The organism is Streptosporangium sp. NPDC002524 (genome assembly GCF_040295985.1).
GTDB lineage: Bacteria > Actinomycetota > Actinomycetes > Streptosporangiales > Streptosporangiaceae > Streptosporangium.
Genome location: NZ_JBEOWK010000006.1, coordinates 397,316 through 419,852, shown reverse-complemented (window position 1 = coordinate 419,852; position 22,537 = coordinate 397,316). Strand labels below are relative to the sequence as shown.

Here is a 22,537-nt window from a genome sequence, read left to right as displayed (position 1 = left end):
TCACGGCCCCCCACTAAACCGCGTTCAGGGCCTTTCTCACCGCCCATGTGGGGTGCCGAAGATCAAATAGGGGTCCGGTGGAAGTTGAGGTACGAACGGCTCGGCGTCGGCCCCCGCTGCCCCTGGTAGCGCGATCCGTACTTCTCCGAGCCGTAGGGGTACTCCGCGGGGGAGCTGAGCCTGAACATGCAGAGCTGGCCGATCTTCATACCGGGCCAGAGCTTGATCGGCAGCGTCGCGACGTTGGAGAGCTCCAGCGTGACGTGCCCGCTGAACCCGGGGTCGATGAACCCGGCCGTCGAGTGCGTCAGCAGCCCGAGCCTGCCCAGCGAGCTCTTGCCCTCCAGCCGCGAGGCGATGTCGTCCGGCAGCGTGACGACCTCGTACGTGCTCGCCAGCACGAACTCCCCCGGATGCAGGATGAACGGCTCACCCTTGTCCGGCTCGACCATCCGCGTCAGATCGGGCTGCTCGACCGCCGGATCGATGTGGGGGTACCGGTGGTTCTCGAAGACTCTGAAATAGCGGTCCAGGCGTACGTCGACGCTGGAGGGCTGGATCATCTCCGGCTGGAAGGGATCGATCCTGACCCTTCCAGCCTCGACCTCAGCGGTGATGTCACGATCGGAAAGCAGCACGTGTGGAACCTACCAACGGCGGAGCCGTGAAGCTCGCTCCCGGAGATACACACGAATCCCGCTCCAGGAAGGGACACCCGAAGTCCACCTCCAGCCCGCTTCAGCGAGGGGGGCACGAAATCCACCTCCCCCTGCTCCCGCGAGGGACGCACGAAGCCCACCCCCGACCCACTCCGGTAAGGGGCGCACGAAGCCCGCCCCCGGAGGACCGCATGAATCTTGCTCCCCGGGGGGACGAGAGTCGCCCAACTTTCCGCTAGAGTGGTGACGCGCGGCACGCCGCACGCGGGTGTAGTTCAATGGCAGAACATCAGCTTCCCAAGCTGACAGCGCGGGTTCGATTCCCGTCACCCGCTCCACTCACAAAGGCCCAGGTCAGGACGTAAATCCGGACCGGGGCCTTCGTTGTTTTCCGAGCCGCGCCTTACTCGCGTGCCAGATCAGTTGATCTTGGCGCCGGCAAGGGGCGGATCGTCGCCGTCGTCATCCTTGGACGTGGGTCCTTTCTTGACGATCTCCCCAGTGCGTCAGCGATAGCCCGATGGTTATACGGGGGCCGCACACGCGGTTCTCTGCCGCCTGCCGGGACGTGATCAGACGCGACGGGGCAGCGGTAACGCTCTTCGGTGCCCTCCGCACCGAAGGACACCACCCCGTCGCGCCCGCCTATCGACCGACGTAATCGGCCAGAACTTGGGCAGCGCCCGCCACGTCGCTGATCGGGTGGCGCTTCTCGGCCGACTGCCAGGAGTAGAAGGCACCGCCGTAGCCGACGAACACCCACGCCGGCAGTCCCACCTGTGGACGGGGGATCATCAGCGCACTGTCGTTGTCGCGCAGTTCGGCCCGCACGTCGAGCCGCAGCAGCGCGTTCCGCAGTCGGGTGAGGGCATGCGCCTCGTTCTGCTGGCGTTCCTGCTGAAGGCAGGTCACAGCAGTCTGCATGATCGGGTTCATCTCACGTTCCTTTCGACCCGGCCGGTTGCGAGGCAGTCAAGACATTCCTGTTCTCCCTGCGTCTCGGGATCACCACCGCTCTCGCCGACGAGAAGGGCACGGCGCGAGCCGCACAGCTTGGTTCCACGTCCCCGGCACGCGGGGCAGGGGAGTCTCTCGCTGGTCTCTTCTGGCCGGGTCACCGTCGCCACCTCCTCGAATCGATCCGCGTTCCCTGCGGCGGAAAGCGGGCTGACGTACCGTGTTGCCCGATGACAAGTCCACCGGCAATCCGAGAACGACAGGACCCCCAAACGGCCCCCTGAATCCCCCTCTTGAGCCCCCAGCCGGGAGGAAGGCCCCAGATGCCCGACAACATCCCCAACGTCCAGCTCCGAGCGTGGCGTAACGAGCACCGCCTGACGCGCGCCGAACTGGCCCACCGGATCAACACGACACCGGTCGGCGTCAAAGAGTCCCTGGCGTGCGACGAGGAGCGCATCCGACGTTGGGAGGCCGGAGAGGTCAGATGGCCCCATTCTCCGTACCGGATCGCCATCACCCAGTTGACCGGCCTTCAACCCGAAGACCTGGGATTCCGGCCGAACAGACGCGGGGCCGGCCAGCTCATCGAGGCCACCAGCATCATCCCCATGGACGCGTTGCGAGCCGAGGCCGACCTGTACGGCACCATGGAACTCGCCCAGCAGCTCCAGGCGTCCGACGTCGGAACCGGCACGCTCGAAGCCCTCGCCGAGGCCGTCGATCTGCTCTGCCGCGCCTACCCCGTCGTTTCGGCCACCACCTTGCGCGACCGGACCCAGAAACGTCTTGCCCAGGTCAATGGCCTACTTGGTGGACGCATCACCCTTGCTCAGCATCGCGAACTCCTCGTCATCACCGGATGGCTGACGGCCTTGCTCGGGTGTGTTCACTACGACCTGGGAGAGCGCGAGGAGGCCGAGACCGCCCGCCGCGCCGCCTACGAAATGGGCCGCCAGGTCGGCCACGGCGAACTCATGGGTTGGGCACATGAGATGTCCGCGTGGTTCGCCCTGGTCGAAGGCCGCTACGAAGATGTCGTGACCTCTGCCCGCATGGGCCAGGCCGTCGCCGGCGAATCCAGCGCTCAGGTTCAGCTCATCTTGCAAGAGGCCCGTGGACTGGCCCGAATCGGCGACCGCCGCGAAGCCGATAAGGCTCTCACCCGAGGGGCTGACGCGCTCGCCAAGCTTCCGCTCCCTGGTAATCCGGATCACCACTTCGTGTTCGATCATGCCAAGTGGGTCTTCTACGCTGCCACCGCTTACACCTGGCTCGAAGACAACGAGCGCGCCGAAGAACACGCCCTAGAGACCATCCAGATGCACACTCGCCCTGATGGCACCTCTAACGCGCCCATGCGAGTCGCCGACGCCCACATTGATCTCGGCATCGTTCACGCTCGACGCGGCAACCTCGACGCCGCTGCGGAACAAGGCATGGCGGCCTTTGATATTGAACGTAAATCGCTCACGGACCTTATTAACCGCGCTGGAGATTTGGATAGATTATTACGCCAACGCTACCGCCGCGAAGCCCTCGCAAAAGAATTTCACGAACGGTACGTCACAGCACGCAAAGCGGTCACGAAACACCAGCTAGATTTTTTCGATTGAAATTCACCTTAAGACACAGTTAATCGTCGCAATTATTGCGTCGAGCATATAATTAACTAATCCTCCACCTTTCCCCAAAGATTCAAAGGCTTAAGTAGCCTTCGCAGGTCATCTAGATTTTTGGGGAGACGTGCATATTCTTGCTTCACGTAGACATGAACGTGTCCCGATTTACGCGTAAACCATTCCTCCCCTTCAGGTTGCTCGTCGTTACTACTGAAATTGAAGTTCGGCCAGATCACATTCTCGTCCATGTCGATGGATATTAACATCGCTGCATCAGACGCTGAGCCAGCTAAACGAATGTTAAAACATCCAACGGGACGGTTAATCGAGGATCCCCAACCATCTGGGATTTCACTGAAATCTCCCCGGTGGCTGTCCTTATAAAGATCGGCCCATTGCTGAACCGATCTGGACGCACTCCACTCGAAAAGCGCCGTCTCTCCAGGATTCAAAAGATATTCCCTCCCCCTACCCAGACGCTGGGGGATAGGAACGTTACCTGCGACTAAGGACGACTCCCCTTCAATAAAATTAGGTTCATCTGCAGATACGTGTGCCGCGACCTATCCAACGTTTATCATTACTCCGCGAATCAAAAAAGATAGTTCATCATGCTCGTTCTCACTAGTGTTATAGATGATAAAGTTTCGACGAGAATCTAGCGATGGATATTTTGAACGCCTCTCACCCCTTCCACCCCATTCGCATTTATCCCATAGGGGAGGATACTCCGCCGACTCTAGCCCTATTACAATCTTAGGTAGACTAGATTCCAAGAGTCCACGGTATTCGATTAACGCAGAAATCTCGGCAATACGCTCTGATTTTGTAACCCTACTACTCCATATCTGCTCCCTAGCCGCAATCACCTGCTCCTTTGCCGCATCCACTTGCTCTTCCGCGGCTTTAGCCTGAATTTCCGCTGCTCTAGCTTGAATTTCCGCAGCTCTAGCGCTACGCCTCGCATGGCGAACGCCCCGAATAGCTACGCTAAATGCTAGAAGAGAAATCACTAACGATACTCGTTCCACCGATGAATTAACGACAATCCATGACCACGCCGCTTGCCAGAGCTGCTCCATGTTCGTCATGTCATGTCAAACGGTCACCCTCTCTCAATAGTTCCCTACAGGCTTCCATCTTCCTAGCCTCCATAGGCCCACGCCCCGAAACATATTTCTTAGCCCTTGTGTAGGTCTCGCAGCCTGGTTCCGAATGACTAGCCATAAGGCTTTGCCGAATTGTTCTCATAGGTATCAAGCGGCGGCGCGCCGCGCCGCCGTACGCCCCGCGCCGCGCATGCGGCCTGGGGGCCGGTCACGGCGCGAGCGCCGCGCGGGGCATCGCCGTAGGCACACCGCGCCGTACCAGGCCAACGCGCCGATCACCGGCACGCCGCCGCCAGGTCGCTCCGACGGCTGGCCTGACTACTACGCGGCGCCTTTGACATCCTTCGGATCCCGCTGGCCACTCCGCTCCCGCCAGACGTGCACGACCACGGCCACGATCTGGAGCAGTATCCCGAGCGACCCGAACACGAACATGCCCAACAACCACCCGGCAGGCATCGGACCGCGAAATCCGGAGAGCCCAAAAACCGCGCCGGCACCAGTCCACCCACAGAAGACGAACCAGAAAGCAGCCCCAAGCCTGAACCAGATAGATCGCTGCCATTGCATGCTGCGAACTCTCCCATCAAAGAGCCGTTGCTAAAAGAGCGCCTCCGGCGGGGGTACTCGGCTCCGGGATGATCGACGTTCCAGTGCGAAGGCCGTAAGTGGTTGAGGTGGAAGCCGGATCTTCCCGTCTGCCACGTCCCAGGCAAGCCCAACAGCTCGACTCCTCCGGATCAAGGCCGTCTGTGACCGTTGGCATCCCATGGCCGAGGAACGTCTACCGGCTGACGTACACGCGAAGACGGCCTTGACCCTCCGTCCCCGAGCTGTTGCCCCTCCGGGGGGACGAGGCAGACGGGAAGATCCGGCAGGCGGGGTATGTGTCCGCACAGAGGTTCTCAGGCCGTGCCCGTTGCGTGCCCGTCAGCAGAGGGAGCAAGGGGAACTCACGGGGAATCACGGGGAACCGAAGCACTCCCCCGCAGGTCAGCGTCTCCCCAGCTCAGCCACCAGGTGCGTGAGAGACTTCCCAAGCTGACAGCGCGGGTTCGATTCCCGTCACCCGCTCCACGCTTGTTAGACCAGGTCAGCCAAGCACTTTCGGTAGAAGCGCGAACGCCGGCACATGTCGAGGCCGAATCAAGGTGAAGTCACGTCGGTCCAGCGTGGCGATCTGAGTAATATTCAGGCGCTCTGCGATGGCGACCACGGACACGTCAGCCGGGTCGAGCCGAGCGTCTCGATAGGTACGGACGAGCTCCGCCATTCGTCGCACATCGGCTGGCACCAGGTCGACCAGTTCAAACTCCTCAACCGCCAGATCAAGAAACTGCGCATGCACGCGAGACCCCATGTGCCTGTTAATGATCCACCCCGCCTCGATCAAGATAGTCGAAGGCAGCAGGAGCGGCCCCTCCAACCCTTCGAGAAGCCGCACGCATGAGACATGATGCTTGTCATCTCGATCAACAACAGCGATCAAGGGGCCGGTGTCCAGGAGCGTAGAAGTCACGTTGACCGATTGAACCGCTCCGCCAGCAGATCTTCGACCCGTTCCGACAGATCCCTTTCACCGGAGGCACCGATCCCCGCGATCGACAACCGCCGTCGAACCGGCTCATCGGTCTCTTCGTCCACGGTCTCAGCCAACTCCGGATCCGTCTTCACCAGACGCAGCAGACGACGCGCCTGGTCCGGAGAAAGCCGATCGACCAGATGGTGGAGCTCCTCGTGCGCGTGCCCGGCAGTCATACCCCTGAGTCTACGTAAGCGTCCGCGCTTACCCCAGCCCAACCGCCGTATCAGCGGTGTCTTGACATCAAGACTTCGTGCCAGATCCGCGCCAGAACAGGGCAAGGAACCACGGTCGCTCACGGGGAACCGCGTGGACTCGGCCCGCCCTGACCTGCACCCCCGTTTTCCCAGCTCAGGGCAGCAAGGTCAGTAGATGATTCCCAAGCTGACAGCGCGGGTTCGATTCCCGTCACCCGCTCCACACTTCAAGGCCAAGGTCGGGGATGACTTCCCGACCCGCGCCCGCGGTAACCAGTCAACGCGTCGACCATCGGGACGCCGCCATATCAGGCACGCGAGTTGACAGCACCGCCCAGCAGCAACCTGTTTAAGACATCCTGGGTCAGAACGACGCCGGTCAGACGAAACGCGAGCAGCAGAGCACCGTCCACCGTCGGATGATTGAAGATTTCCTCTTCGTTCTCGTCTCCGTCTCCCGGCGCGTATCCGGGATCGAAGCCCACGGCCCGCATAGCGTCCACAAGGCGGTCTGGGTCACTCCCGTAACGCCACGCAGGAATCATCGGGTCGAAGGAGGTCACCAGCTCTCCATCAACGGCGTACTCAAAAAGATGGGCCGAGTGGTCCTGCCGCATGACCATCACAGCCTCCGTTCCAGCCGACAGGGCTCGTAGAACACCAGGTTCCGATGCCCGCCAGCCATGCGGCTCGATGAGTACCGTCCAATCCTCTAGACGCCCGGCCAGGATCATGCCGGGGAACACCCCCTCATCTATCAGCTCCCTACAGGTGAGCAGCCGGATACTCCTGTCGTCGGCACCTATGCGCCGAAGCGCTTCGGCCTCGTCGGGCCCTCGCGCGAAAGCCAGACACCACTGATCACCCAACTCATACCCCCTGGCCAGCCAGGCGACATCGGCAGACGTGATCTCCACCCGCACCACTCCTCATTCGTCCTCTCGGGAATGTCGTGACGGTAGCGATCACCTCCGACATCTACGGCCCCTCCGGCCTCTACTGTTTTGAGCACCATGTGCCTCCGGCGGGGAAGATATGCGTCCGCACGGGGTTCTCATCTTGCGCCATTCGCGTGCCAGTACGGCGTAAGGTAGAGCCGGGCCATTAGCAGGCCATTAACCAGGGTGACAAAGGGTCAACCACGGTCACTCACGACCGGCCCAACACTCAGGTCAGCCGCCCCATGAGGTGTGATCGATGCACTTCCCAAGCTGACAGTGTGGGCTCGATTCCCATCACCCATTCCACTTCAGGAAAGCAGCATCTTCCCGGCCGTATAATTCACATGCCCGGGATCACGCCCTGATGTCATGCTGTCGCGGTGTCCCGAATCGACCTCAGTGATATCGAGTACCTACGTCACATCGAGCACCTGGCGCGCGAGATCGTCGACGCGGCGGGCGACGAGGGCTGGCTCACTCTCGCCACCGTCTCCGATGAGGCCACGCCACTTCGGCGAGCAGTGATCGAGACGGCCCGTCAACTCCGTCACTATCACTTCGACGGGGACGGCTGTCTCGACGAGGACCTTCCCCTGATGAGACTCGCCGGGGTGGTCATCCTCCGGCCGGACGCCCTTCCCGTTGGCATGGAAGAGAGCTACACCGAGATCTGCGCCCGCCTGGGCGTCGAAGCCCGGCCCGAAGGATGGGCGATCTGGAACACCTGGGCCAAGGACGGCCAGCCCATCTCGATCGTCCTGATCGACCCCGGCGGCACCGAAGGACTGCTCACGAACTGGGCGCAGGGCATCGAGGTCTACCCGATCACCCCTCTCCCGGCCCAAGTGGTCCTGACACGACAGGGATGGATCACCCCCATGGCCCTGTCCCCTGCCAGTGCCCGGAAACTAGAAGTAACTCGGCCCTCCGGCTCATAGCATCGCCCCTTATGCTTCGGAACCTCTTTCTTACCGCAGGAACTTTTCTCATCCTCTTCGGCCTCTACAATATTGTGTTCTTTCCTCCCGGTCTCTATTGGAGCAACGGCGGCGGAAACACAACCTACTGATATGAACAAGAGGCTCGTTCGCGACCTTAGCAGCGAACGAGTCTGAACACCCTTGGACGTTGTTTGGGGATCTACATGGCAGCAGGCCCAGGCCACACTGCGCGCATGCCGGTACAGGCCGGCGATCGGAGGGAGCATGGGATTCGTAGAGACGGAAAGATACTTCTATGCGCTACGAGGCCGGGAATGCCGAGGTGTCGCCTCTCATCTATCGCTTCGTCACCACGAAAGGAAAGGTCACTCCGGAGGGGAGGTCATCGCGACGGTACATGAAGCTCCTCGGCGGTAGTTTCCTCCGTCTGCCCAGGCCCGAACTTGCCGCGTTCGCCCGGTCGATCGCGAGTGACGCGAAGGAGATCACCGACGACGAGCTTGGCGCGCTACTGGGCGAGGACTGGCGCCCCCGTCTCGTCGCCGCCTACCTTATAGGTCTTGACCGTCGTATTCGCTTCCGTCGCGAGCTTGGCGAACTGCTCTTGGAAAGCGGCGGCCCTTATGCGGGCAAGGGGTACTGCTTCGCGTTCGCCCGCTTCGGGAGGGTGGAGGATGTGGAACCTCTCATCGCCTACCTCGATCGCTACCTTCCTCGTCCGGAGTGCCGCTATGACCAGGCTTGGGCGATGGGCGCGCTCCTGCACCTGGACGAACGTCTGGGAACCGACCATGCCGCCCGGTTCTTCATCCCGGGCGGTCTCTGGGAACAGTCATGGCTGAAGGAACTCAACGTCGACCCTGCCGAGCCGAAACGCTGGATCGATCGCCTGTGTCGATTCGCCGACGATTGCATGAGTGGAAGTGACGGCACGATCGCCCACGTTGAACGCTGGGGCGGCCCCAGCTCAGCGACCAGGCGCGTAAGAGATTTCCCAAGCTGACACAGCGCGGGTTTGCTTTCCGTCACTTACTCCAGCGTCAAAGGCCCAGCTCAAGAATGTGACCTAGAGCTGGGCCTTTCCACATTCCTCCTGCGCCGACGACTCCCGAGCAAGGCTGCCGCAGCTGAAGACCGCTGCCACGGAAGGAGCAGCGGAAGCTTACAGACCGAGCCTCGAAGTGGCCGCCTGCGGCTTATGCGTTCGTGAGCTGTCGGTGATGCACCGTTAGAGGCTCGATTTCAGTGGTGTCGTCGTCGACGATGAGCTCAACGCGAAACCGAACCCCCATCGCCGCACCGAGGCGCAACAGTGTCGCTATATCCGGAATGCCACCACCGCCCTCGATGCGAGACAGAGCGGGTTGGGACATCCCGGAGCGCTCCGCTACAACCTTCTGAGACAGGCCTCGGCGCTTGCGGATCTCACGCAACTGATCTCCGAGCTCCAGGTCACGGCCCGCCTGCTCGTACTCGGAGTGGGGCTGCGCATCTGCCTCCATCTCGCGCAGACGCTTCGCCTTGTAGGTTTCCCAACGGCTGTGACCCATCATGCGCTCCTCTCGAACACGTGCGTGGTGGTTAGGTCGTGCTCTGTCTCACACCGCTTCCTGGCAGCGATCGCTCGGTCGATGTCGGCGGTCTGCGCCCCATCTTGTGTCTTGCGGAAGGCCGTCAGGACCACGATCACATTGCTGGATGGCTTCCAGAAGGTCAACCGCCAGGTCGTGCGGTCAAGAGCAACACGCAGTTCGTGTACGCCTTCGGCATCCTTCAGTTTCTTCACATGATCCCCATCAGGAATGCCACCGGTGACGAGGTAGTCGTCTACGTTCCGCATAACCCGCTGGTAGAGCGGAAATAAAAGCCCATCCAGCCAAGCCTCCACCTCCGGCTCTAGATCAATCTCCCACTGAGACATACAATCGATAATATATACACTCGATGGTAACTCGCAGCGGGGATGAGTACCAGACCCGGCCTCGTGTCCACTCCTCGATCTTGGTTGCCATCCCAGATCAGCTGCTATGTCCTCAGTTGAGCCCTTGGTCCAGCTGAGGCGACAGCTGGGCCCGCCGGTCGTCCGCTAGGCCTGTATGGAGTTGAGATCATCGGCGATCATCTGGACCCGCCCGTTCCCGATGTGCGGGCAGGTCGGCGCGGCCCGCCCGGTCGAGTGCCCCATCCGGTTCGGCGGCTCCCGCGGCGTCGCGCCCGGCTGCGAGGCGAACGTGTTGCCCGTACGGCGAAGGTCGTGGATGTGGAAGTGGATGCCGGAAAGAAAGGTTCGCCTCCTTGGCTGCCGCCTCTCGCTCATCGAACCGGAGCGTTGAGGTCATCGCCGTCGGCCAGGCCCGGCACCGGAATTTCGGTGCCGCTGTCACCCTCGCCGGATCGTGGGCTCAGCTCCTGCCGACCTCTCGCGCCACGCGCTCCAGCTTGTCCCTGTAGTCCTCCCACCACGCCTGGTCACCTGTCGCCATGTTGTCGTTGTCCTTCTTCAGCCCGACGATTCCGTCGAGGAGCTCTCGGACGATGTCGGCGTGCCCGGCATGCCGGTTCGTCTCGGCGATCATGTGTACCAGGATCTGGTGCAGCGTTACCTGGTTCCGGTCATCCGGCCACCACGACACCCGGCCGGTCGCGTCCAGCGCCAACGCCTCGATCGTCGCGTCCGAGTGCTTCCACACCCGGTGATACAGCCCGACGATCTCTTCGCGCGACTCGTCCGCGGTCGCCCACATGTCCGCGTTGGGTTCGGCGTCGTCTTCCAACCAGGGAAGCGACTCGGCGGACGGCCGCCCGAAAGTGTCGCCGAAGTATCCCAGCTCAACGCTGGCCACGTGTTTGACCAGCCCCAGCAGGTTGGTGCCGGTCGGTGTCAGCGGGCGGCGGACGTCGTACTCCGAGAGCCCGTCGAGCTTCCACACCAGGGCTTCACGGGCGGTCTGCAGGTAGCGGTGCAGGTCCGACTTCGGATCCGATTCGGTCATGACGGACATATTTCCACCCAGCGCCGACAGTTGGCAGTGGTACGGCATCTGGGAGCCCTTCTCGCAGCGATCACGCTTCGGATCGGCGGCTACGAGAAGGACGGGAAAACCGGGGATGGGGCGGCACTACAACGAGTACCGCGGCAGCTTCTCGTGACGGCTCGCGATCACAATCACCCATCCAGTTCAAGGTCGACGTCCATGCGACAAAGCGCGCTCACCTCACCCCGTCGCGGACCGGCGAAGGTGGCCTCGGAAGGACAACGACTCGATACCGCTTGGCACGTCGTCCGTGGCGACTCTCGTGCGACCGAGCGAAAATTCGAATCATGGAGCCGGAGACGGGAAAGCCGGGAACCTGGACTGATCTCACCCTGGTCGTTCTGACACTGGTCTGGCTCATAGGAACTCCATGCCTGGCTCTGCTTTGGGCCGGGGAAGGGCTGACAGCCTCGTTCGGAGGTCCCGCCGATGACGATCGCGCCAGGCGGTTCCTCATGGCCGCAGTCGTCGTCGGAGTCGCCGCACCGGCACTCGCTGCCGTCGTCGCCGGAAAAGCGCGAAGGGAGGTGACCGCATGCGTGTTCGGAGCCGCCACAGCCCTCTGTGTGGTCGCCGCCACGACGCTCATCGCCGGGAACTACTCGGGCGGATCGGTCCCGCCCCCGGATCCACTGCCTTCCGGCTATTGCGTCGAGCGCAGCGGTGGGGACAACGACTGTCCCGGGGGGTGAGCGAGGGCGTGCCCTGAGATGAGGGCAGGCGCTTCAGCTGGTCGGGCAGGCGTCTTCCGCCTCATGGCGATCGGCCGGTTCCACCTTATGGCGATCGGCCGGGAGCAGCACCTCGACCACGACCACGACTAGGGCAGGGCATGGCATGGTCGGCCGCGTCGCGCACCGCGCGTAGACGCGCGGCAGTGGGACCTCCTTCGGCAGGCCGCGCCGCTCGACCTCCTCGGTGGCGGTTATGCGCGCGACGACCTCCCGTTCTCATCGGACGGCCGGGGTCAGAGGAAGGGCGCCGGAAAGGCCACCTCCCGGTGGGAGGTGGCCTTCGCGGGAAAGAACGGCGGTCAGGCCAGGGCGGTTCAGGCCAGGGCGGTTCAGGACAAGGCGGCGGTCACCAGGGCGGTTCAGGCCAGGGCGGTTCAGGACAAGGCAGCGGTCACCAGGGCGGTTCAGGCCAGGGCGGCGGTCAGGCCAGGGCGGTTACCAGGGTCACCGCGGTCTCCGAGTGGACACCGTTCTCATCCGTGCAGTGCGCCAGATTCGCGCGTACGGCGGCCGTGAGGTCGGCGCGACGCGAACCGATGTACGGGCTGACCGCGGAGAAGTCGAACAGGCAGCAGATCGCGTCGGGCCCGCCGGGAACGGTGACCGGCAGCGTCCATTCGCGGAGTTCGACGTCGACGAAACCGGCCTCCTTCGCCAGCGTGGCGACCTCGATCCCGGGCAGGGACCACGGTTCCTCGAAAAGATCCGCCTTGTCGGGGCCGAGGACGGTGGCGACGGCGTCGTACAGGGCGCGGAAGAGCGGGTTGCGGTGCAGCGGCTGCCAGGTGGCGACGGCGATCCGCGCGCCGGGGCGGGCGGCCCGGCGCATCTCGGCCAGCGCCGCGCCGCGATCGGGAACGAACTGCAGGACCTGCTGCATGGTGATCAGGTCGAACGCCTGGTCGGAGACGTGCATCGGGGTGGCGCCGCATTCCACGTACTGGATGGGGGCGCCGTCGACGGCGGGTAGTTCGGCGGCGAGGGCGAGCATGGCGGGGTTGAGGTCGGTGCCGACCACGGCGCCGGTGGGGCCGACCGCCTTGGCCAGCACCCGGGCGACGGTGCCGGGGCCGGTGCCGACGTCGAGCGCCTTGGTGCCGGGGGCCGGCGCCAGCTCCTCGACCATGTACTCCGCCCACGGCTGGAAGATCGACGGGAGCAGGATGTCCTTGTACGGGCGTACCTGGCTGACGTCGAAGGAGGTGTCCGCGGTCACGGCGGCCCGGGACCTCGTGGCCGTCTCCAGGGTCTCGGCGAGGATGTCGACCTCGTCCGGGGAGTTGTACAGGTAGAACGAGGCCCGGATCGCGGCGGGGACGCCGAACCGGCTGCACGCGAGCTGCGCGCAGTGGTTGCCGGAACGGACGGCGATGCCCGCCTCGTCCAGACTCGCGCGCATGCGCTGCAGCGGGATGCCGTCCACCACGAACGACAGCAGCGGCAGCCGGTTCGCGGTGTCGGTCGGGCCGATGAAGCGGATGCCGGGCACGTCGCCGAGCCGGTCCAGGGCGTACTCGATCAGGGCCTGGTCGTGGGCGGCGATCGCGTCCATGCCGATCCTGCTCAGGAAGTCGCAGGCGGCGCCGAGGCCGACGGCCTGCGCGACCGGGGGCGTGCCGGCCTCGAACTTGAGCGGGGGCGCGGCGTAGTGCATGGCGTCCACCGCGACGTTCTCGATCATCTCGCCGCCGCCGAGGAAGGGCGGGAGCGCTTCCAGGAGCTCGTACCTGGCCCACAGGGCGCCGATTCCGGTGGGACCGCACATCTTGTGGCCGGAGAACGTGACGAAGTCGGCTCCCAGGGCGGTGACGTCGATGCCGAGGTGCGGTACCGACTGGGCCGCGTCGACGACCATCAGGGCGCCGACCTCGTGCGCGCGGGCGGCGATCGTCGCGACCGGGTTCACCGTGCCCAGGATGTTGGAGGCGTGCACCACCGCGACGACCTTGGTCCGCTCGTTGATCTTCTCGTTCAGGTCGGAGAGGTCCAGGCGGCCGTCGTCGGTGATGCCGAGATAGCTGACCTTCGCTCCCACCCGCTCGGCCAGCAGCCGCCAGGGGATCAGGTTGGAGTGGTGTTCCATCTCGGTCAGGACGATCTCGTCGCCGGGACCGACGCGGAGCCGTCCGTCCGCCCAGATGAACGAGTTGGCCAGCAGGTTGACGGCCTCGGTCGCGTTCTTGGTGAACACGATCTCCTCGGCCCGCGGTGCGCGCACGAACGTGGCGATCTTGCTTCGCGCCCCTTCGTACAGCTCGGTCGCCTGTACGGCCAGCCGGTACACGCCCCGGTGCACATTCGCGTTGGCGCGGATGTAGTAGTGGTTCAACGCGTCCAGGACGACGGCTGGTTTCTGCGTGGTGGCGGCGCTGTCGAGGTAAACGGGTGGGCGGGAACCGTCAGGGGCGGTTTCGAAGAACGGGAATTCCTTCCGAATCGACTCGACGTCGATCGCCATCGTGGTCTCCTCCTGCCGAATGGTGTAGCGGCAGTTTCGGCGGATCCCGACCGGCTAGATCCAACTGGAGTTGCGTCATGTAAACCTTTCAGTATAACCCACATTTCAGGGGGGTAGGGGTGGCAAGGAGTTGCCGCAATTTCCGTCCACCAAGCGTCTCGAATTCCTCACCTAATGTGGCGACATGGTCGGCGATTTCTTGGTTGACGGCGCGCGGATCATGGCCAGGCGCCGCTCCCGCGGCCTTACCCGAAGAATTCTGGCCGACCTGGTCGGCTGCAGCGAGGAATGGCTCCGCCTGGTCGAGAACGGGGTGAAACCCCTGGATCGGCTGTCGACCATCATGCGGATCGCCGAGGTGCTCCGCGTCGAGGATCTCTCCGAACTCGTCGGCGGCCGGACGAAACTCCCGCTCGCCTGCGACCACGGCGAATCCGACGAGGTCGGGAACGCGCTGCTGCTGCCCGGCCGGTTCACCGGCGAGGCGCCCGAGAGCGTGCCGCGGGTGCGGCACCACGTGACGGCGGCGTGGGAGATCTGGCAGCGCTCGCCCCGCCGCTACACCGAGACGCGCCGCCGCCTGCCGCCGCTGCTGTCGATGGCCGACCTGTCGGCCAGGGCCGCCACCGGCGCGGACCGGGAAGCCGGTACGGCCGGTCTCACCCAGGTGTACCGGCTGTTCACGGCGCTGCTGCGAAGCTGCGGCCGGCACGCGCTGGCCCTGATCGCCGCCGATCGCGCGGTGGCCTCCTCGGCGGGCTCGGCGATCGCCCAGGCCGAGGTGGCGGGCGTGCTCGTCTCGCTCGGCCGGTACGCCGACGCGCGCTGGCTGTGCATGGCGGTGATCGACGGCCGGCCCGAGTCGCCGGAGGTCACCGGGCTCTGCTACCTGACGGCCGCGCTCGCCGCCGCCGAGGAGAGCGACGTGCTGCGTACCGAGGAGCTGCTGAACCACGCCCGCAAGCTCGGCGACCGGCTGGGCCCGGAGTTCGCGCTGGAGGTGGACCTGCACCGGGTGGCGGTCGCGGTCCGGATGGGCCGGTACGCGCAGGCGATCCGCCTCGCGGCGGGCGTCGACGCCGACCGCCTCCCCGACAGGGACAGCCAGGCGCGGCACCTGCTGGCCGTGGCCACCGCGCACGCGATGGACGGCGACTCGGGCGCGGCCATGGCGCTGCTGGGACGGATCGTCGAGAGCTGCCCGGAGGAGCTGCGCTTCAACGCGGACGCCGGACCGGTGCTGGCCCGGCTGCGGGCGACGGACTGCGAGTCGACCCGGGGGGAACTGCGGGAGATGACCCGGATCACCGCTTGATTCGCCTTGATTCGCCTTGATTCGTCAACGCCGGGAAATGGGATCACCGCTTGGTTCGTCGGCCTGTTTCGCGCGGGCCGAAGAGGCGCTCGGCCGGCGGCCCGGCTCTAGCTGAAACTGTTCCGGTAGGTGTGGGGGCTGACGCCGACGACGCGTTTGAACCGGTCGCGGAAGGCGGTGGGCGAGCCGAAGCCCGCCTGGGCGGCGATGCGTTCCACGGAATGGTGGGTGGTCTCCAGCAGGTGCTGGGCCTGGCGGACCCGGGCCCGGTGGAGCCACCGCAGTGGCGTGGTGCCGGTCTGCTCGCGGAAGCGCCGCATCAGGGTACGGGTGCTCGTGCCGGCCTGGTCGGCGATGTCCGCCAGGGTGAGATCGCGGGCGAGGTTGTCCTCGATCCAGCGCAGGAGGGGTTCGAGGGCCGAGCCGCGAGGGGTGGGCGGATACCGCTGCACGATGAACTGGGCCTGGCCGCCCTCACGTTCCAGCGGCATGACGGACAGTCGGGCGGCGTCGGCGGCGATCGCGGAGCCGTAGTCGCGGCGGATCATGTGCAGGCACAGGTCCAGTCCCGCCGCGGCGCCGGCCGAGGTGAGGATCTGCCCGTTGTCGACGTAGAGCACGTCCGGGTCGACGTCGACGTCCGGGTACGCGGTGGCGAGCTGGGCGGCGGCCAGCCAATGGGTGGTGGCGCGCAGCCCGCCGAGCAGTCCGGCGGCGGCGAGGACGAAGGTGCCGGAGCAGATGGAGGCGATCCGGGTGCCGTCGGCGGCGGCGCCGCGGAGCGCGTCACGGACGGCCGGCGGGAGGGGCCTGGCGGGGTCGGCGGTGCCGGGCACGATGAGCGTGTCCGCGTCCGCGAGCGCGTCCAGTCCCCACGGGGCGCGCAGGGTGAAGAGACCGGCGTCCACGTCGGGCCGCTCGGCGCAGACCCGCACCCGGTAACCGGGGCGGCCGTCGGGCAGCCGGGTGCGGGTGAACACCTCGATGGGGGTGGACAGGTCGAAGGGGATCACCTGGTCCAGCACGAGGACGGCGACGGTGTGCATGGCGAGAACATATCCCCCCACCGGATTCTCGCCAACGGCTTCCAGCTGCTCTTCGCCGGTCCCGCTGCCCCGAACACCCGTTGGCGATATCCCGTTGGAAGTTGTCGTTCCTGCCACTAGGAGCCGGAGACGCCGCTGGTTAGCCTCGACCGCGTCCCGATATTTCCCAACGGAACGGACACCTTCGTGATCGCCCGACTCGATACCGCCACGGCCTTTGAGCTCCTCCGCGCGGACGGCACCGCGAGTGCCGCCGCCGCGCCGGGCGGCCGTCGCCAGGAGGGACACCGACGATGAGCGTCGCCGCACCGATCATGATCGGCGTCGTGTACGTGTGCCTGATGTCCCTGATCCGCGAACCGCACCGGCGCAGGTTCAACGCGATCATGGTGGCCGGAGCCGGGGCCGCCTACCTCAGCGGCGGGGGTTTCGGCCCGTGGGAACTCGCCTTCACGGCCGTCATGACCTACTGCGCCTACCGCGGCCTGGAGTCGTGGACCTTCATCGGCATCGGGTGGCTGCTGCACACCGGCTGGGATCTGTCGCACCACCTGCACGGCAACCCGATCCTCCCGTTCGCGGACCACTCCTCCCTGGGATGCGCGATCTGCGACCCCGTGATCGCCCTTTGGTGCTTCTCGGGTGGCCCCTCGGTCATCACCCTGCTCCGCGTACGTCTGGGTCGATCCCGCGTCGAACAGCCCACGCCGCCGCCCTGATCGCGGGTAGCCGAAGCACTCCCCCACAGGCCGGCAGTTCGCCGGCTCGGGGGCAGACGCGTTGGAGACTTCCCAAGCTGACAGCGCGGGTTCGACTCCCGTCACCCGCTCCGCCCTCAAAGGCCCGGGGCAGGAAGAGATTTTTGATCCCTGCGTCCTGATCTTCTCTAAGGGCGCCCCTCGCCCGCGTACGAGGTCCATGGCGCTCACACGCCTGTCAGATGGCTCCGTGGAGGAAGAACTCGGCCAGCGCGGGGGCCAGCACGTCGTCGGGGACGCCGTGCCACTCGCCCTTCAGGGGCAGATGTCGGCCTTGAGGAAGAGCCGCCGCCGTCTCCTGTGCCCAGCCGCGCAGGCGTTCGTCACTGGACTCGCTGTTGACCACCAAGGCCGGCACGGCAACGGATCGGAGTGTGGCGGGAGAGACGGCTTCGGTCACGCGACTGTCGTAGGCGAGGGTGTGCGCGATGCCCTCCAGGGTCGGGAAGAAAGGGGCCTGCCGCATACCCGCGGTCATCTCGGGGGGAACGCCGATGCTCGTGTGGAAGTGCTCGACCGCATCGGCTCGGCGACCGGCGGCGACCAGTGCGTCGATCTCGGCCGCGAGCTCACTTTTCCGTGACGGCTCGTCGAAGGCGATCGGCGGCTCGAGGAGTGAAAGCATCGAGATCGGCAGCCCGGCCGCCGCTCCGAGCAGGCCAAGGGCCGCACCGGAAGAGAACCCGTGGACGAACACCGGTCCTCCGGCCTCCTCGATCACAGTCGCAAGGTCCTCCACCTCCCTTTCCACCGCGTACGGCCGCGTGTCTCCGCTCTCGCCGCGTCCGCGCCTGTCGTAGATCACGACCGTGAATCTGTCGGCGAGGTGTTCGGCGAGTGACTTCATGGGGCCGAACCCGCGGAACCCTCCCGCCGCGTCGACCAGCACGAGCGCCGGCCCCGTTCCCGTCCGTTCGAACCCGATCCGCGTACCGTCGCGTGACGTCGCCGTCGCCATGATGACCCCTTCGCACAGTGACCTCGGACGCTACAGAGCTCCACCGACAATTCGGGACAGGGACGGGTCACCCCCATGAGCCTGTCTCCTGCCGGCGCCCGGAAGCTGGGTGCGACTCGACCCACCCGCCACACGTCACCATGAACCCCAAGGCCTCCGGCGAAGGCACCCGGCTCCGGGGTGATCAGGTGTACGTAGATGAATGACTTCGTCCCCTAGATCCGCTATGGGATTCTCTCCGGCATGACCGAACCCACAGAGACCCCGCCTCCCTACGACGACGTCGCGTTTGTTCGCACCTGGGGATCCATCGCATTGGTCGGTGGCACCGTTCTGTCCTTTGGCATCCTGCTTTTCGACAGCAGGTCCCCGTCGTGGCCCTGGCTCGTCGGCGATGGCGTACGTGCCGGCAGCCTGGAGGCCCGGACTCCGTGCCGGTGATGCCGGTCTGCGGCCTCGTCCCGCGGTTGCTGCGTCTGCGTGCGATGTTCGGCGGTGCCGCCGCGCGGTCGCTACGCGAACTGGCCGTCACCCTGACCGGGATGCAGGACGCCATGCGTGAGGCCGCCCAGGCTCGCCAGGAGAACGGACTGCCGTCCGTGCCCGTCCGCGTGATCACGGCGGGCCGGCGGCCGTGGATGCCCAAGGCACATCTGGAGCATCTGACCGCCGACCATCGCGCTCTGGCCGGCCGGTCCTCGAACGGGAAGGTGATGGTCGCCGAGAGGGCGAGCCACCAGATTCCGTACGAGCAACCCGAGATCATCGTCCAAGCGGTCGACGAGGTGCTGGGCCTGCCGCCGGAGCGCGGGAAGACCTGAACGGGGGGCGAAGGGACGCCCGATAGGCTCCTTTTCTCGTCCGCCCGCGGAACCAGAACCCAACAGAAAAGGGACGGTGAGGATGTCATCCGACCCCGCGTACGAGCTCTGTGTCGAGATCGGACGGGCCGTGCGGGCCAGCGCCCCGGACGGATGGCAGGAGGTCGACGTCCTTCGCCGCCAGCTCGGCACCTTCGGCACCACCGTGGTCAGCTACCGGATGGCGGACGGCTCCCGGCGGAATCGACAGGTCGAGGACCTCGACGACCTTTTCCACCGGTTGAAGGTGGCCCATCACACGCCGGGCGAGGGGACGTGGTTCGCCTGTTGGCTCGGCTACGGCCTTCGCGGGAAGTCGTACAACTCCATGATGAGCACCTTCGACATACAGTCGCCCTTCGCTCAGGACTACGACTTCACGATGCCCATCCCCGGCATGGAGCCGCCTTTCGCCGAGGGCGTCGAAGTGCCCGCCTGGGCCTACGTGGAGGAACTGACCATGTTTCCGCGTAGTCCGGATCTCATACCGCCGTGGATGCACGCGGCCCGGCCCGAAGGCGTTCCCCTCCCGGATGCCGGCCCCGCCCCTGTCTCGTCGGCGGACGGTGAGCCCGGTCCCGCGTGGCCTCCTCTGGGGGCCATGGTCGCGCGGACCGTCGGCCGGGACGAGGAGTCGGAGATGGTGGTTTTCGGAATGGCCGAACACGAGGATGGCACCGGGAACGCCTTGATCTTCATGATGTCCGCCGAGGAACCGGACGAGCAGGAGATCGACCTCGGCATGGACACGTACTGCGTCGTCCGGGAGGACCAGGCGGGCACGACCTACGGCGGCGTGACCCGCTGCGAGCTCGCCTCCGGACGGCTGACACTCCACTTCACCGCGGAGGCCGCGAGGGAGCTGCGGGTGGAGCCCGTCGTCCGGGTCGATCTCCGGATCGACGACGGCGGCGTCGAACTCCTCAGAAGCAGCCTGCGGGAGATCCTGCTGTCCGGTCGCCACGACCAGCGCCCCCACGACATGCATCTCTGACACCCCTGACGTTCCCAATCGCCCCTTGCGTCCCTGACGCCTCTGGTCCTCGGGCCTTCGGCCAGGGTCTCGGAAAGATCGGCGTTCCTCGCCGCCTCCGGGACCGTACGCCCGGCCCCAGGTGGCGGCGGGGAATGCCGGGTGCGGCGGGGAGGTTGATGGTTGTCATGACAACTGTTGGACTCATCGGCAGCGGAAACATCGGCGGCACGGTCGCCCGGCTCGCCGTCGCGGCGGGCTACGACGTGGTGCTGAGCAACTCACGCGGCCCGCAGACATTGAAGGAACTGGTCGACGAGCTCGGGCCGAAGGCCAGCGCCGCGACCTCCGCCGAGGCCGCCGCGGCCGGCGACCTGGTGGTCGTGAGCGTTCCGCTCCGGGCCTATCTCGACGTTCCGGCGGAGCCGCTCGCCGGCAAGACCGTTCTTGACACCAACAACTACTATCCCCAGCGGGACGGGAACCTCCCGGAGCTCGACGCCGGATCCACGACGTCCAGCGAACTGCTGCAGCGGCACCTGGCGGCGTCCAAGGTCGTCAAGGTCTTCAACAACATCTACTTCGAGCACCTGCGGGCGCTGGCGCGGCCCTCCGGCGCGACGGACCGCAGTGCCCTGGCGATCGCGGGCGACGACGCCGGCGCGAAGGGGGAGACGACCGCGTTCCTCGACCGGATCGGTTACGACACCGTCGACGCGGGCGCGCTCGCGGACGGGTGGCGTTTCCAGCCGGGAACCCCCGCGTACGGCTTCGTCTACGCGGGTGGGCTCGAGAACTTCTGGGAGTCACCAGGAGTGCCCTTCGAGGGCTCGGCGCTCCGCACGAAGCTGGCCGACGCCCAGCGTTGACACCCGGGCCGGCCGGGGTGTCGGCAGGCCGCGAGACACCCGGGCCGGCCGAGGTATCGGTACGCCCGGGTACTCGGACCGGCCGAGGTATACACGCTGGGAGACCTGGGCCGGCCGGGGTGTCGGTACGCCGACCGGCCCTTCGGCGGCGCGGGCTCGGTCCTCAGCGCTCTCCTCGGGCCGAGCTGGTGCCGGGGCGAGCGGTGCCGGGGGCGAGCAGCGCGTCGAGCTCCGCCATATCCGCCATATCCGCCATATCCGCCATATCTATGGAAACCACCCACGATGTACGGTGCCGGGAGGAGGACAGACGCATATGGCAGATGAGCAGATCACGACAATCGGCAGATGCTACGTGTGCAAGCGCACCTTCGGTTTCGTCCCGGCGAGCGTCACGACGGTCACGATCGACCCCGAGACCGGCCTTCTGCCCGGTATGACGGTGCTGGCCACCTTCCGCGAGCCGACACCGGAGGCGACGGCCAGGTCGGTCCAGGAGCCCGTCTGTCCCGGCTGCCTGGACAAGGCGAAGCAGTTCCTGGACCTCACGCGGTCGCCCGCTCCCTCCTTCGAGACGTGGCACAACAATCCCGACCCCGGCTGATCACCTGACCGGACGTCCGTGAGATCCCGCCGGACGATCGGACAGTCGGGTGCCCCGCCGCCCCTCGCCGAACGGAAATCCCGTGGCGGTCCCGGCCTCCGGTGGTGAGGATTCCGGCATGCGTATCTTCCTGGAGACCGACCGGCTGGTGCTCCGTGCGTTCGCCGAGGTCGACGCGGACCACCTGCTCGCGCTGGACGACGACCCCGACGTGACGCGCTTCATCAACGGCGGCCGCCCGGCGAGCCGCGAGGCGATCCGGGCGCACACCTTGCCGCGGTTCCTCCATGACCACCCGTGCTTCGGCACCCGCGGCTACTGGGCCGCGGAGGAGAGGACCACCGGCACCTTCCTGGGCTGGTTCGCGTTCCGGCCGCTGGCCGACCACAGCCCCGCCGTGGTGGAGCTCGGTTACCGGCTGAACAGGGCGGCCTGGGGCGTCGGCTATGCCACGGAGGGGTCGCGGGCCCTGATCCACAAGGGATTCACGGACCTCGGGGTGGAGCGGGTGACCGCGAACACCATGACCGTCAACACCCGATCGCGGCGCGTGATGGAGAAGGCCGGTCTGTCGTTCGTGCGGAGCTTCACCGAGGACTGGCCGGAGATCATCGAGGGTTCCGAGCACGGCGACGTCGAGTACGAGCTCACCCGGGCCGACTGGGAACGGCGCCGGTGGGCGGCGGCGATTCGGTAGGCGACGGGTTGGTAGGCCCGAGTCGGTAGGCCCAGGGCCGGGAAACGATCCGGTAGACGTCGGGCCGGTAAGCGACGGGTCGGTAGGCGCCGGGCCGGGAGGCGACCCGGTAGGCCCCGGGCCGGGAAACGATCCGGTAGGCGCCGGGCCGGGAAACGATCCGGTAGGCGCCGGGCCGGGAAACGATCCGGTAGGCGCCGGGCCGGGAAACGATCTCGGCCC

General features: G+C 65.8%; 24 protein-coding genes and 1 tRNA gene. 11 read left to right on the top strand and 14 right to left on the bottom strand.

Features of this window, described 5'->3' with window-relative positions; translation table 11 throughout:
- Positions 1 to 62: 62 nt before the first annotated feature.
- On the bottom strand, positions 63 to 638 hold the full coding sequence (gene dcd, locus ABT053_RS13380) for a dCTP deaminase (RefSeq protein ID WP_350969213.1): 576 nt from the start codon (positions 636 to 638) through the stop codon (positions 63 to 65).
- Positions 639 to 923: 285 nt separating this feature from the next.
- Between dcd and ABT053_RS13375 the strand changes: the two genes are divergently transcribed.
- Positions 924 to 997, top strand: a tRNA-Gly gene (locus ABT053_RS13375).
- Between the two features lie 307 nt (positions 998 to 1,304).
- On the opposite strand, the gene ABT053_RS13370 is transcribed toward ABT053_RS13375, so the two are convergent.
- Positions 1,305 to 1,595, bottom strand: coding sequence for a hypothetical protein (locus ABT053_RS13370; RefSeq protein ID WP_350969212.1), 291 nt, complete (start codon positions 1,593 to 1,595; stop codon positions 1,305 to 1,307).
- 344 nt (positions 1,596 to 1,939) lie between these two features.
- On the opposite strand from ABT053_RS13370, the gene ABT053_RS13365 reads away from it, so the two are divergent.
- Positions 1,940 to 3,232: an NsdA family TPR-like regulatory protein gene (locus ABT053_RS13365; protein ID WP_350969211.1), complete on the top strand. Its 1,293-nt coding sequence runs from the start codon at positions 1,940 to 1,942 to the stop codon at positions 3,230 to 3,232.
- Between the two features lie 56 nt (positions 3,233 to 3,288).
- Here the strand turns inward: ABT053_RS13365 and ABT053_RS13360 are convergent, their stop codons facing one another.
- The 5 genes from ABT053_RS13360 to ABT053_RS13340 all read right to left on the bottom strand — a co-directional run bounded on the left by ABT053_RS13360 (position 3,289) and on the right by ABT053_RS13340 (position 7,043).
- Positions 3,289 to 3,690: a hypothetical protein gene (locus ABT053_RS13360; protein ID WP_350969210.1), complete on the bottom strand. Its 402-nt coding sequence runs from the start codon at positions 3,688 to 3,690 to the stop codon at positions 3,289 to 3,291.
- A 111-nt stretch (positions 3,691 to 3,801) separates the two neighbouring features.
- Complete coding sequence (locus ABT053_RS13355) at positions 3,802 to 4,329, bottom strand: hypothetical protein (RefSeq protein ID WP_350969209.1); 528 nt, start codon at positions 4,327 to 4,329, stop codon at positions 3,802 to 3,804.
- A 1,111-nt stretch (positions 4,330 to 5,440) separates the two neighbouring features.
- Entirely contained in the window at positions 5,441 to 5,866 is a 426-nt protein-coding gene (locus ABT053_RS13350; RefSeq protein ID WP_350969208.1) for a type II toxin-antitoxin system VapC family toxin, read from the bottom strand.
- A complete protein-coding gene (locus ABT053_RS13345; protein WP_350969207.1) occupies positions 5,863 to 6,105 on the bottom strand; it encodes a hypothetical protein in 243 nt (80 codons plus the stop codon). Before ABT053_RS13345 ends, ABT053_RS13350 begins: the two co-directional genes overlap by 4 nt.
- 329 nt (positions 6,106 to 6,434) lie before the next feature.
- Complete coding sequence (locus tag ABT053_RS13340) at positions 6,435 to 7,043, bottom strand: DUF6461 domain-containing protein (protein ID WP_350969206.1); 609 nt, start codon at positions 7,041 to 7,043, stop codon at positions 6,435 to 6,437.
- Positions 7,044 to 7,447: 404 nt separating this feature from the next.
- Here ABT053_RS13340 and ABT053_RS13335 point away from each other — a divergent pair, with 404 nt between their 5' ends.
- Both ABT053_RS13335 and ABT053_RS13330 read left to right on the top strand, forming a co-directional pair.
- Positions 7,448 to 8,005, top strand: coding sequence for a hypothetical protein (locus tag ABT053_RS13335; protein ID WP_350969205.1), 558 nt, complete (start codon positions 7,448 to 7,450; stop codon positions 8,003 to 8,005).
- 298 nt (positions 8,006 to 8,303) lie between these two features.
- Positions 8,304 to 9,011 (top strand): DUF6000 family protein, encoded by a 708-nt coding sequence (locus ABT053_RS13330; RefSeq protein ID WP_350969203.1) that lies wholly within the window; start codon positions 8,304 to 8,306, stop codon positions 9,009 to 9,011.
- A gap of 193 nt (positions 9,012 to 9,204) precedes the next feature.
- Here ABT053_RS13330 and ABT053_RS13325 read toward each other — a convergent pair whose 3' ends face one another.
- The 5 genes from ABT053_RS13325 to ABT053_RS13305 form a co-directional block, all read right to left on the bottom strand.
- Positions 9,205 to 9,558 (bottom strand): helix-turn-helix domain-containing protein, encoded by a 354-nt coding sequence (locus tag ABT053_RS13325; RefSeq protein WP_350969201.1) that lies wholly within the window; start codon positions 9,556 to 9,558, stop codon positions 9,205 to 9,207.
- Positions 9,558 to 9,929, bottom strand: coding sequence for a type II toxin-antitoxin system RelE/ParE family toxin (locus tag ABT053_RS13320; RefSeq protein ID WP_350969200.1), 372 nt, complete (start codon positions 9,927 to 9,929; stop codon positions 9,558 to 9,560). The genes ABT053_RS13325 and ABT053_RS13320 overlap by 1 nt, the downstream gene beginning before the upstream one ends.
- Positions 9,930 to 10,094: 165 nt before the next feature.
- Positions 10,095 to 10,325, bottom strand: coding sequence for a hypothetical protein (locus ABT053_RS13315; protein WP_350969199.1), 231 nt, complete (start codon positions 10,323 to 10,325; stop codon positions 10,095 to 10,097).
- Positions 10,326 to 10,410: 85 nt separating this feature from the next.
- The gene (locus tag ABT053_RS13310) at positions 10,411 to 11,001 is read right to left on the bottom strand and encodes a DinB family protein (protein WP_350969198.1); all 591 of its coding nucleotides are present in this window, start codon (positions 10,999 to 11,001) and stop codon (positions 10,411 to 10,413) included.
- Between the two features lie 1,197 nt (positions 11,002 to 12,198).
- Positions 12,199 to 14,235, bottom strand: a complete 2,037-nt coding sequence (locus ABT053_RS13305) for a SufS family cysteine desulfurase (RefSeq protein WP_350969197.1) — start codon at positions 14,233 to 14,235, stop codon at positions 12,199 to 12,201.
- Positions 14,236 to 14,419: 184 nt separating this feature from the next.
- On the opposite strand from ABT053_RS13305, the gene ABT053_RS13300 reads away from it, so the two are divergent.
- Positions 14,420 to 15,550 (top strand): helix-turn-helix domain-containing protein, encoded by a 1,131-nt coding sequence (locus tag ABT053_RS13300; RefSeq protein ID WP_350969195.1) that lies wholly within the window; start codon positions 14,420 to 14,422, stop codon positions 15,548 to 15,550.
- A gap of 107 nt (positions 15,551 to 15,657) precedes the next feature.
- On the opposite strand, the gene ABT053_RS13295 is transcribed toward ABT053_RS13300, so the two are convergent.
- On the bottom strand, positions 15,658 to 16,596 hold the full coding sequence (locus ABT053_RS13295; protein ID WP_350969194.1) for a GlxA family transcriptional regulator: 939 nt from the start codon (positions 16,594 to 16,596) through the stop codon (positions 15,658 to 15,660).
- A gap of 293 nt (positions 16,597 to 16,889) precedes the next feature.
- Here ABT053_RS13295 and ABT053_RS13290 point away from each other — a divergent pair, with 293 nt between their 5' ends.
- On the top strand, positions 16,890 to 17,315 hold the full coding sequence (locus tag ABT053_RS13290; RefSeq protein WP_350969193.1) for a DUF6010 family protein: 426 nt from the start codon (positions 16,890 to 16,892) through the stop codon (positions 17,313 to 17,315).
- Positions 17,316 to 17,532: 217 nt separating this feature from the next.
- Here the strand turns inward: ABT053_RS13290 and ABT053_RS13285 are convergent, their stop codons facing one another.
- On the bottom strand, positions 17,533 to 18,312 hold the full coding sequence (locus ABT053_RS13285) for an alpha/beta fold hydrolase (protein ID WP_350969192.1): 780 nt from the start codon (positions 18,310 to 18,312) through the stop codon (positions 17,533 to 17,535).
- A gap of 431 nt (positions 18,313 to 18,743) precedes the next feature.
- Here ABT053_RS13285 and ABT053_RS13280 point away from each other — a divergent pair, with 431 nt between their 5' ends.
- From ABT053_RS13280 to ABT053_RS13260, 5 genes are all read left to right on the top strand, one after another.
- Positions 18,744 to 19,133, top strand: coding sequence for an alpha/beta fold hydrolase (locus ABT053_RS13280; protein ID WP_350969191.1), 390 nt, complete (start codon positions 18,744 to 18,746; stop codon positions 19,131 to 19,133).
- A gap of 205 nt (positions 19,134 to 19,338) precedes the next feature.
- Positions 19,339 to 20,166 (top strand): Imm10 family immunity protein, encoded by an 828-nt coding sequence (locus ABT053_RS13275; protein WP_350969190.1) that lies wholly within the window; start codon positions 19,339 to 19,341, stop codon positions 20,164 to 20,166.
- Between the two features lie 167 nt (positions 20,167 to 20,333).
- A complete protein-coding gene (locus tag ABT053_RS13270; protein ID WP_350969189.1) occupies positions 20,334 to 21,014 on the top strand; it encodes an NADPH-dependent F420 reductase in 681 nt (226 codons plus the stop codon).
- A 316-nt stretch (positions 21,015 to 21,330) separates the two neighbouring features.
- Positions 21,331 to 21,618, top strand: a complete 288-nt coding sequence (locus ABT053_RS13265) for a hypothetical protein (protein WP_350969188.1) — start codon at positions 21,331 to 21,333, stop codon at positions 21,616 to 21,618.
- Between the two features lie 118 nt (positions 21,619 to 21,736).
- Entirely contained in the window at positions 21,737 to 22,315 is a 579-nt protein-coding gene (locus ABT053_RS13260; RefSeq protein WP_350969187.1) for a GNAT family N-acetyltransferase, read from the top strand.
- Positions 22,316 to 22,537: the final 222 nt, after the last annotated feature.

Excerpts from the sequence above, each read along its gene's own strand:
- ABT053_RS13370 (WP_350969212.1), bottom strand. The coding sequence starts at position 1,595 with ATGAACCCGATCATGCAGACTGCTGTGACCTGCCTTCAGCAGGAACGC.
- ABT053_RS13365 (WP_350969211.1), top strand. The coding sequence starts at position 1,940 with ATGCCCGACAACATCCCCAACGTCCAGCTCCGAGCGTGGCGTAACGAG.
- ABT053_RS13355 (WP_350969209.1), bottom strand. The coding sequence starts at position 4,329 with ATGACGAACATGGAGCAGCTCTGGCAAGCGGCGTGGTCATGGATTGTC.
- ABT053_RS13345 (WP_350969207.1), bottom strand. The coding sequence starts at position 6,105 with ATGACTGCCGGGCACGCGCACGAGGAGCTCCACCATCTGGTCGATCGG.
- ABT053_RS13330 (WP_350969203.1), top strand. The coding sequence starts at position 8,304 with ATGCGCTACGAGGCCGGGAATGCCGAGGTGTCGCCTCTCATCTATCGC.
- ABT053_RS13325 (WP_350969201.1), bottom strand. The coding sequence starts at position 9,558 with ATGGGTCACAGCCGTTGGGAAACCTACAAGGCGAAGCGTCTGCGCGAG.
- ABT053_RS13320 (WP_350969200.1), bottom strand. The coding sequence starts at position 9,929 with ATGTCTCAGTGGGAGATTGATCTAGAGCCGGAGGTGGAGGCTTGGCTG.
- ABT053_RS13315 (WP_350969199.1), bottom strand. The coding sequence starts at position 10,325 with ATGAGCGAGAGGCGGCAGCCAAGGAGGCGAACCTTTCTTTCCGGCATC.
- ABT053_RS13310 (WP_350969198.1), bottom strand. The coding sequence starts at position 11,001 with ATGACCGAATCGGATCCGAAGTCGGACCTGCACCGCTACCTGCAGACC.
- ABT053_RS13305 (WP_350969197.1), bottom strand. The coding sequence starts at position 14,235 with ATGGCGATCGACGTCGAGTCGATTCGGAAGGAATTCCCGTTCTTCGAA.
- ABT053_RS13300 (WP_350969195.1), top strand. The coding sequence starts at position 14,420 with ATGGTCGGCGATTTCTTGGTTGACGGCGCGCGGATCATGGCCAGGCGC.
- ABT053_RS13295 (WP_350969194.1), bottom strand. The coding sequence starts at position 16,596 with ATGCACACCGTCGCCGTCCTCGTGCTGGACCAGGTGATCCCCTTCGAC.
- ABT053_RS13290 (WP_350969193.1), top strand. The coding sequence starts at position 16,890 with ATGAGCGTCGCCGCACCGATCATGATCGGCGTCGTGTACGTGTGCCTG.
- ABT053_RS13285 (WP_350969192.1), bottom strand. The coding sequence starts at position 18,312 with ATGGCGACGGCGACGTCACGCGACGGTACGCGGATCGGGTTCGAACGG.
- ABT053_RS13270 (WP_350969189.1), top strand. The coding sequence starts at position 20,334 with ATGACAACTGTTGGACTCATCGGCAGCGGAAACATCGGCGGCACGGTC.
- ABT053_RS13265 (WP_350969188.1), top strand. The coding sequence starts at position 21,331 with ATGGCAGATGAGCAGATCACGACAATCGGCAGATGCTACGTGTGCAAG.
- ABT053_RS13260 (WP_350969187.1), top strand. The coding sequence starts at position 21,737 with ATGCGTATCTTCCTGGAGACCGACCGGCTGGTGCTCCGTGCGTTCGCC.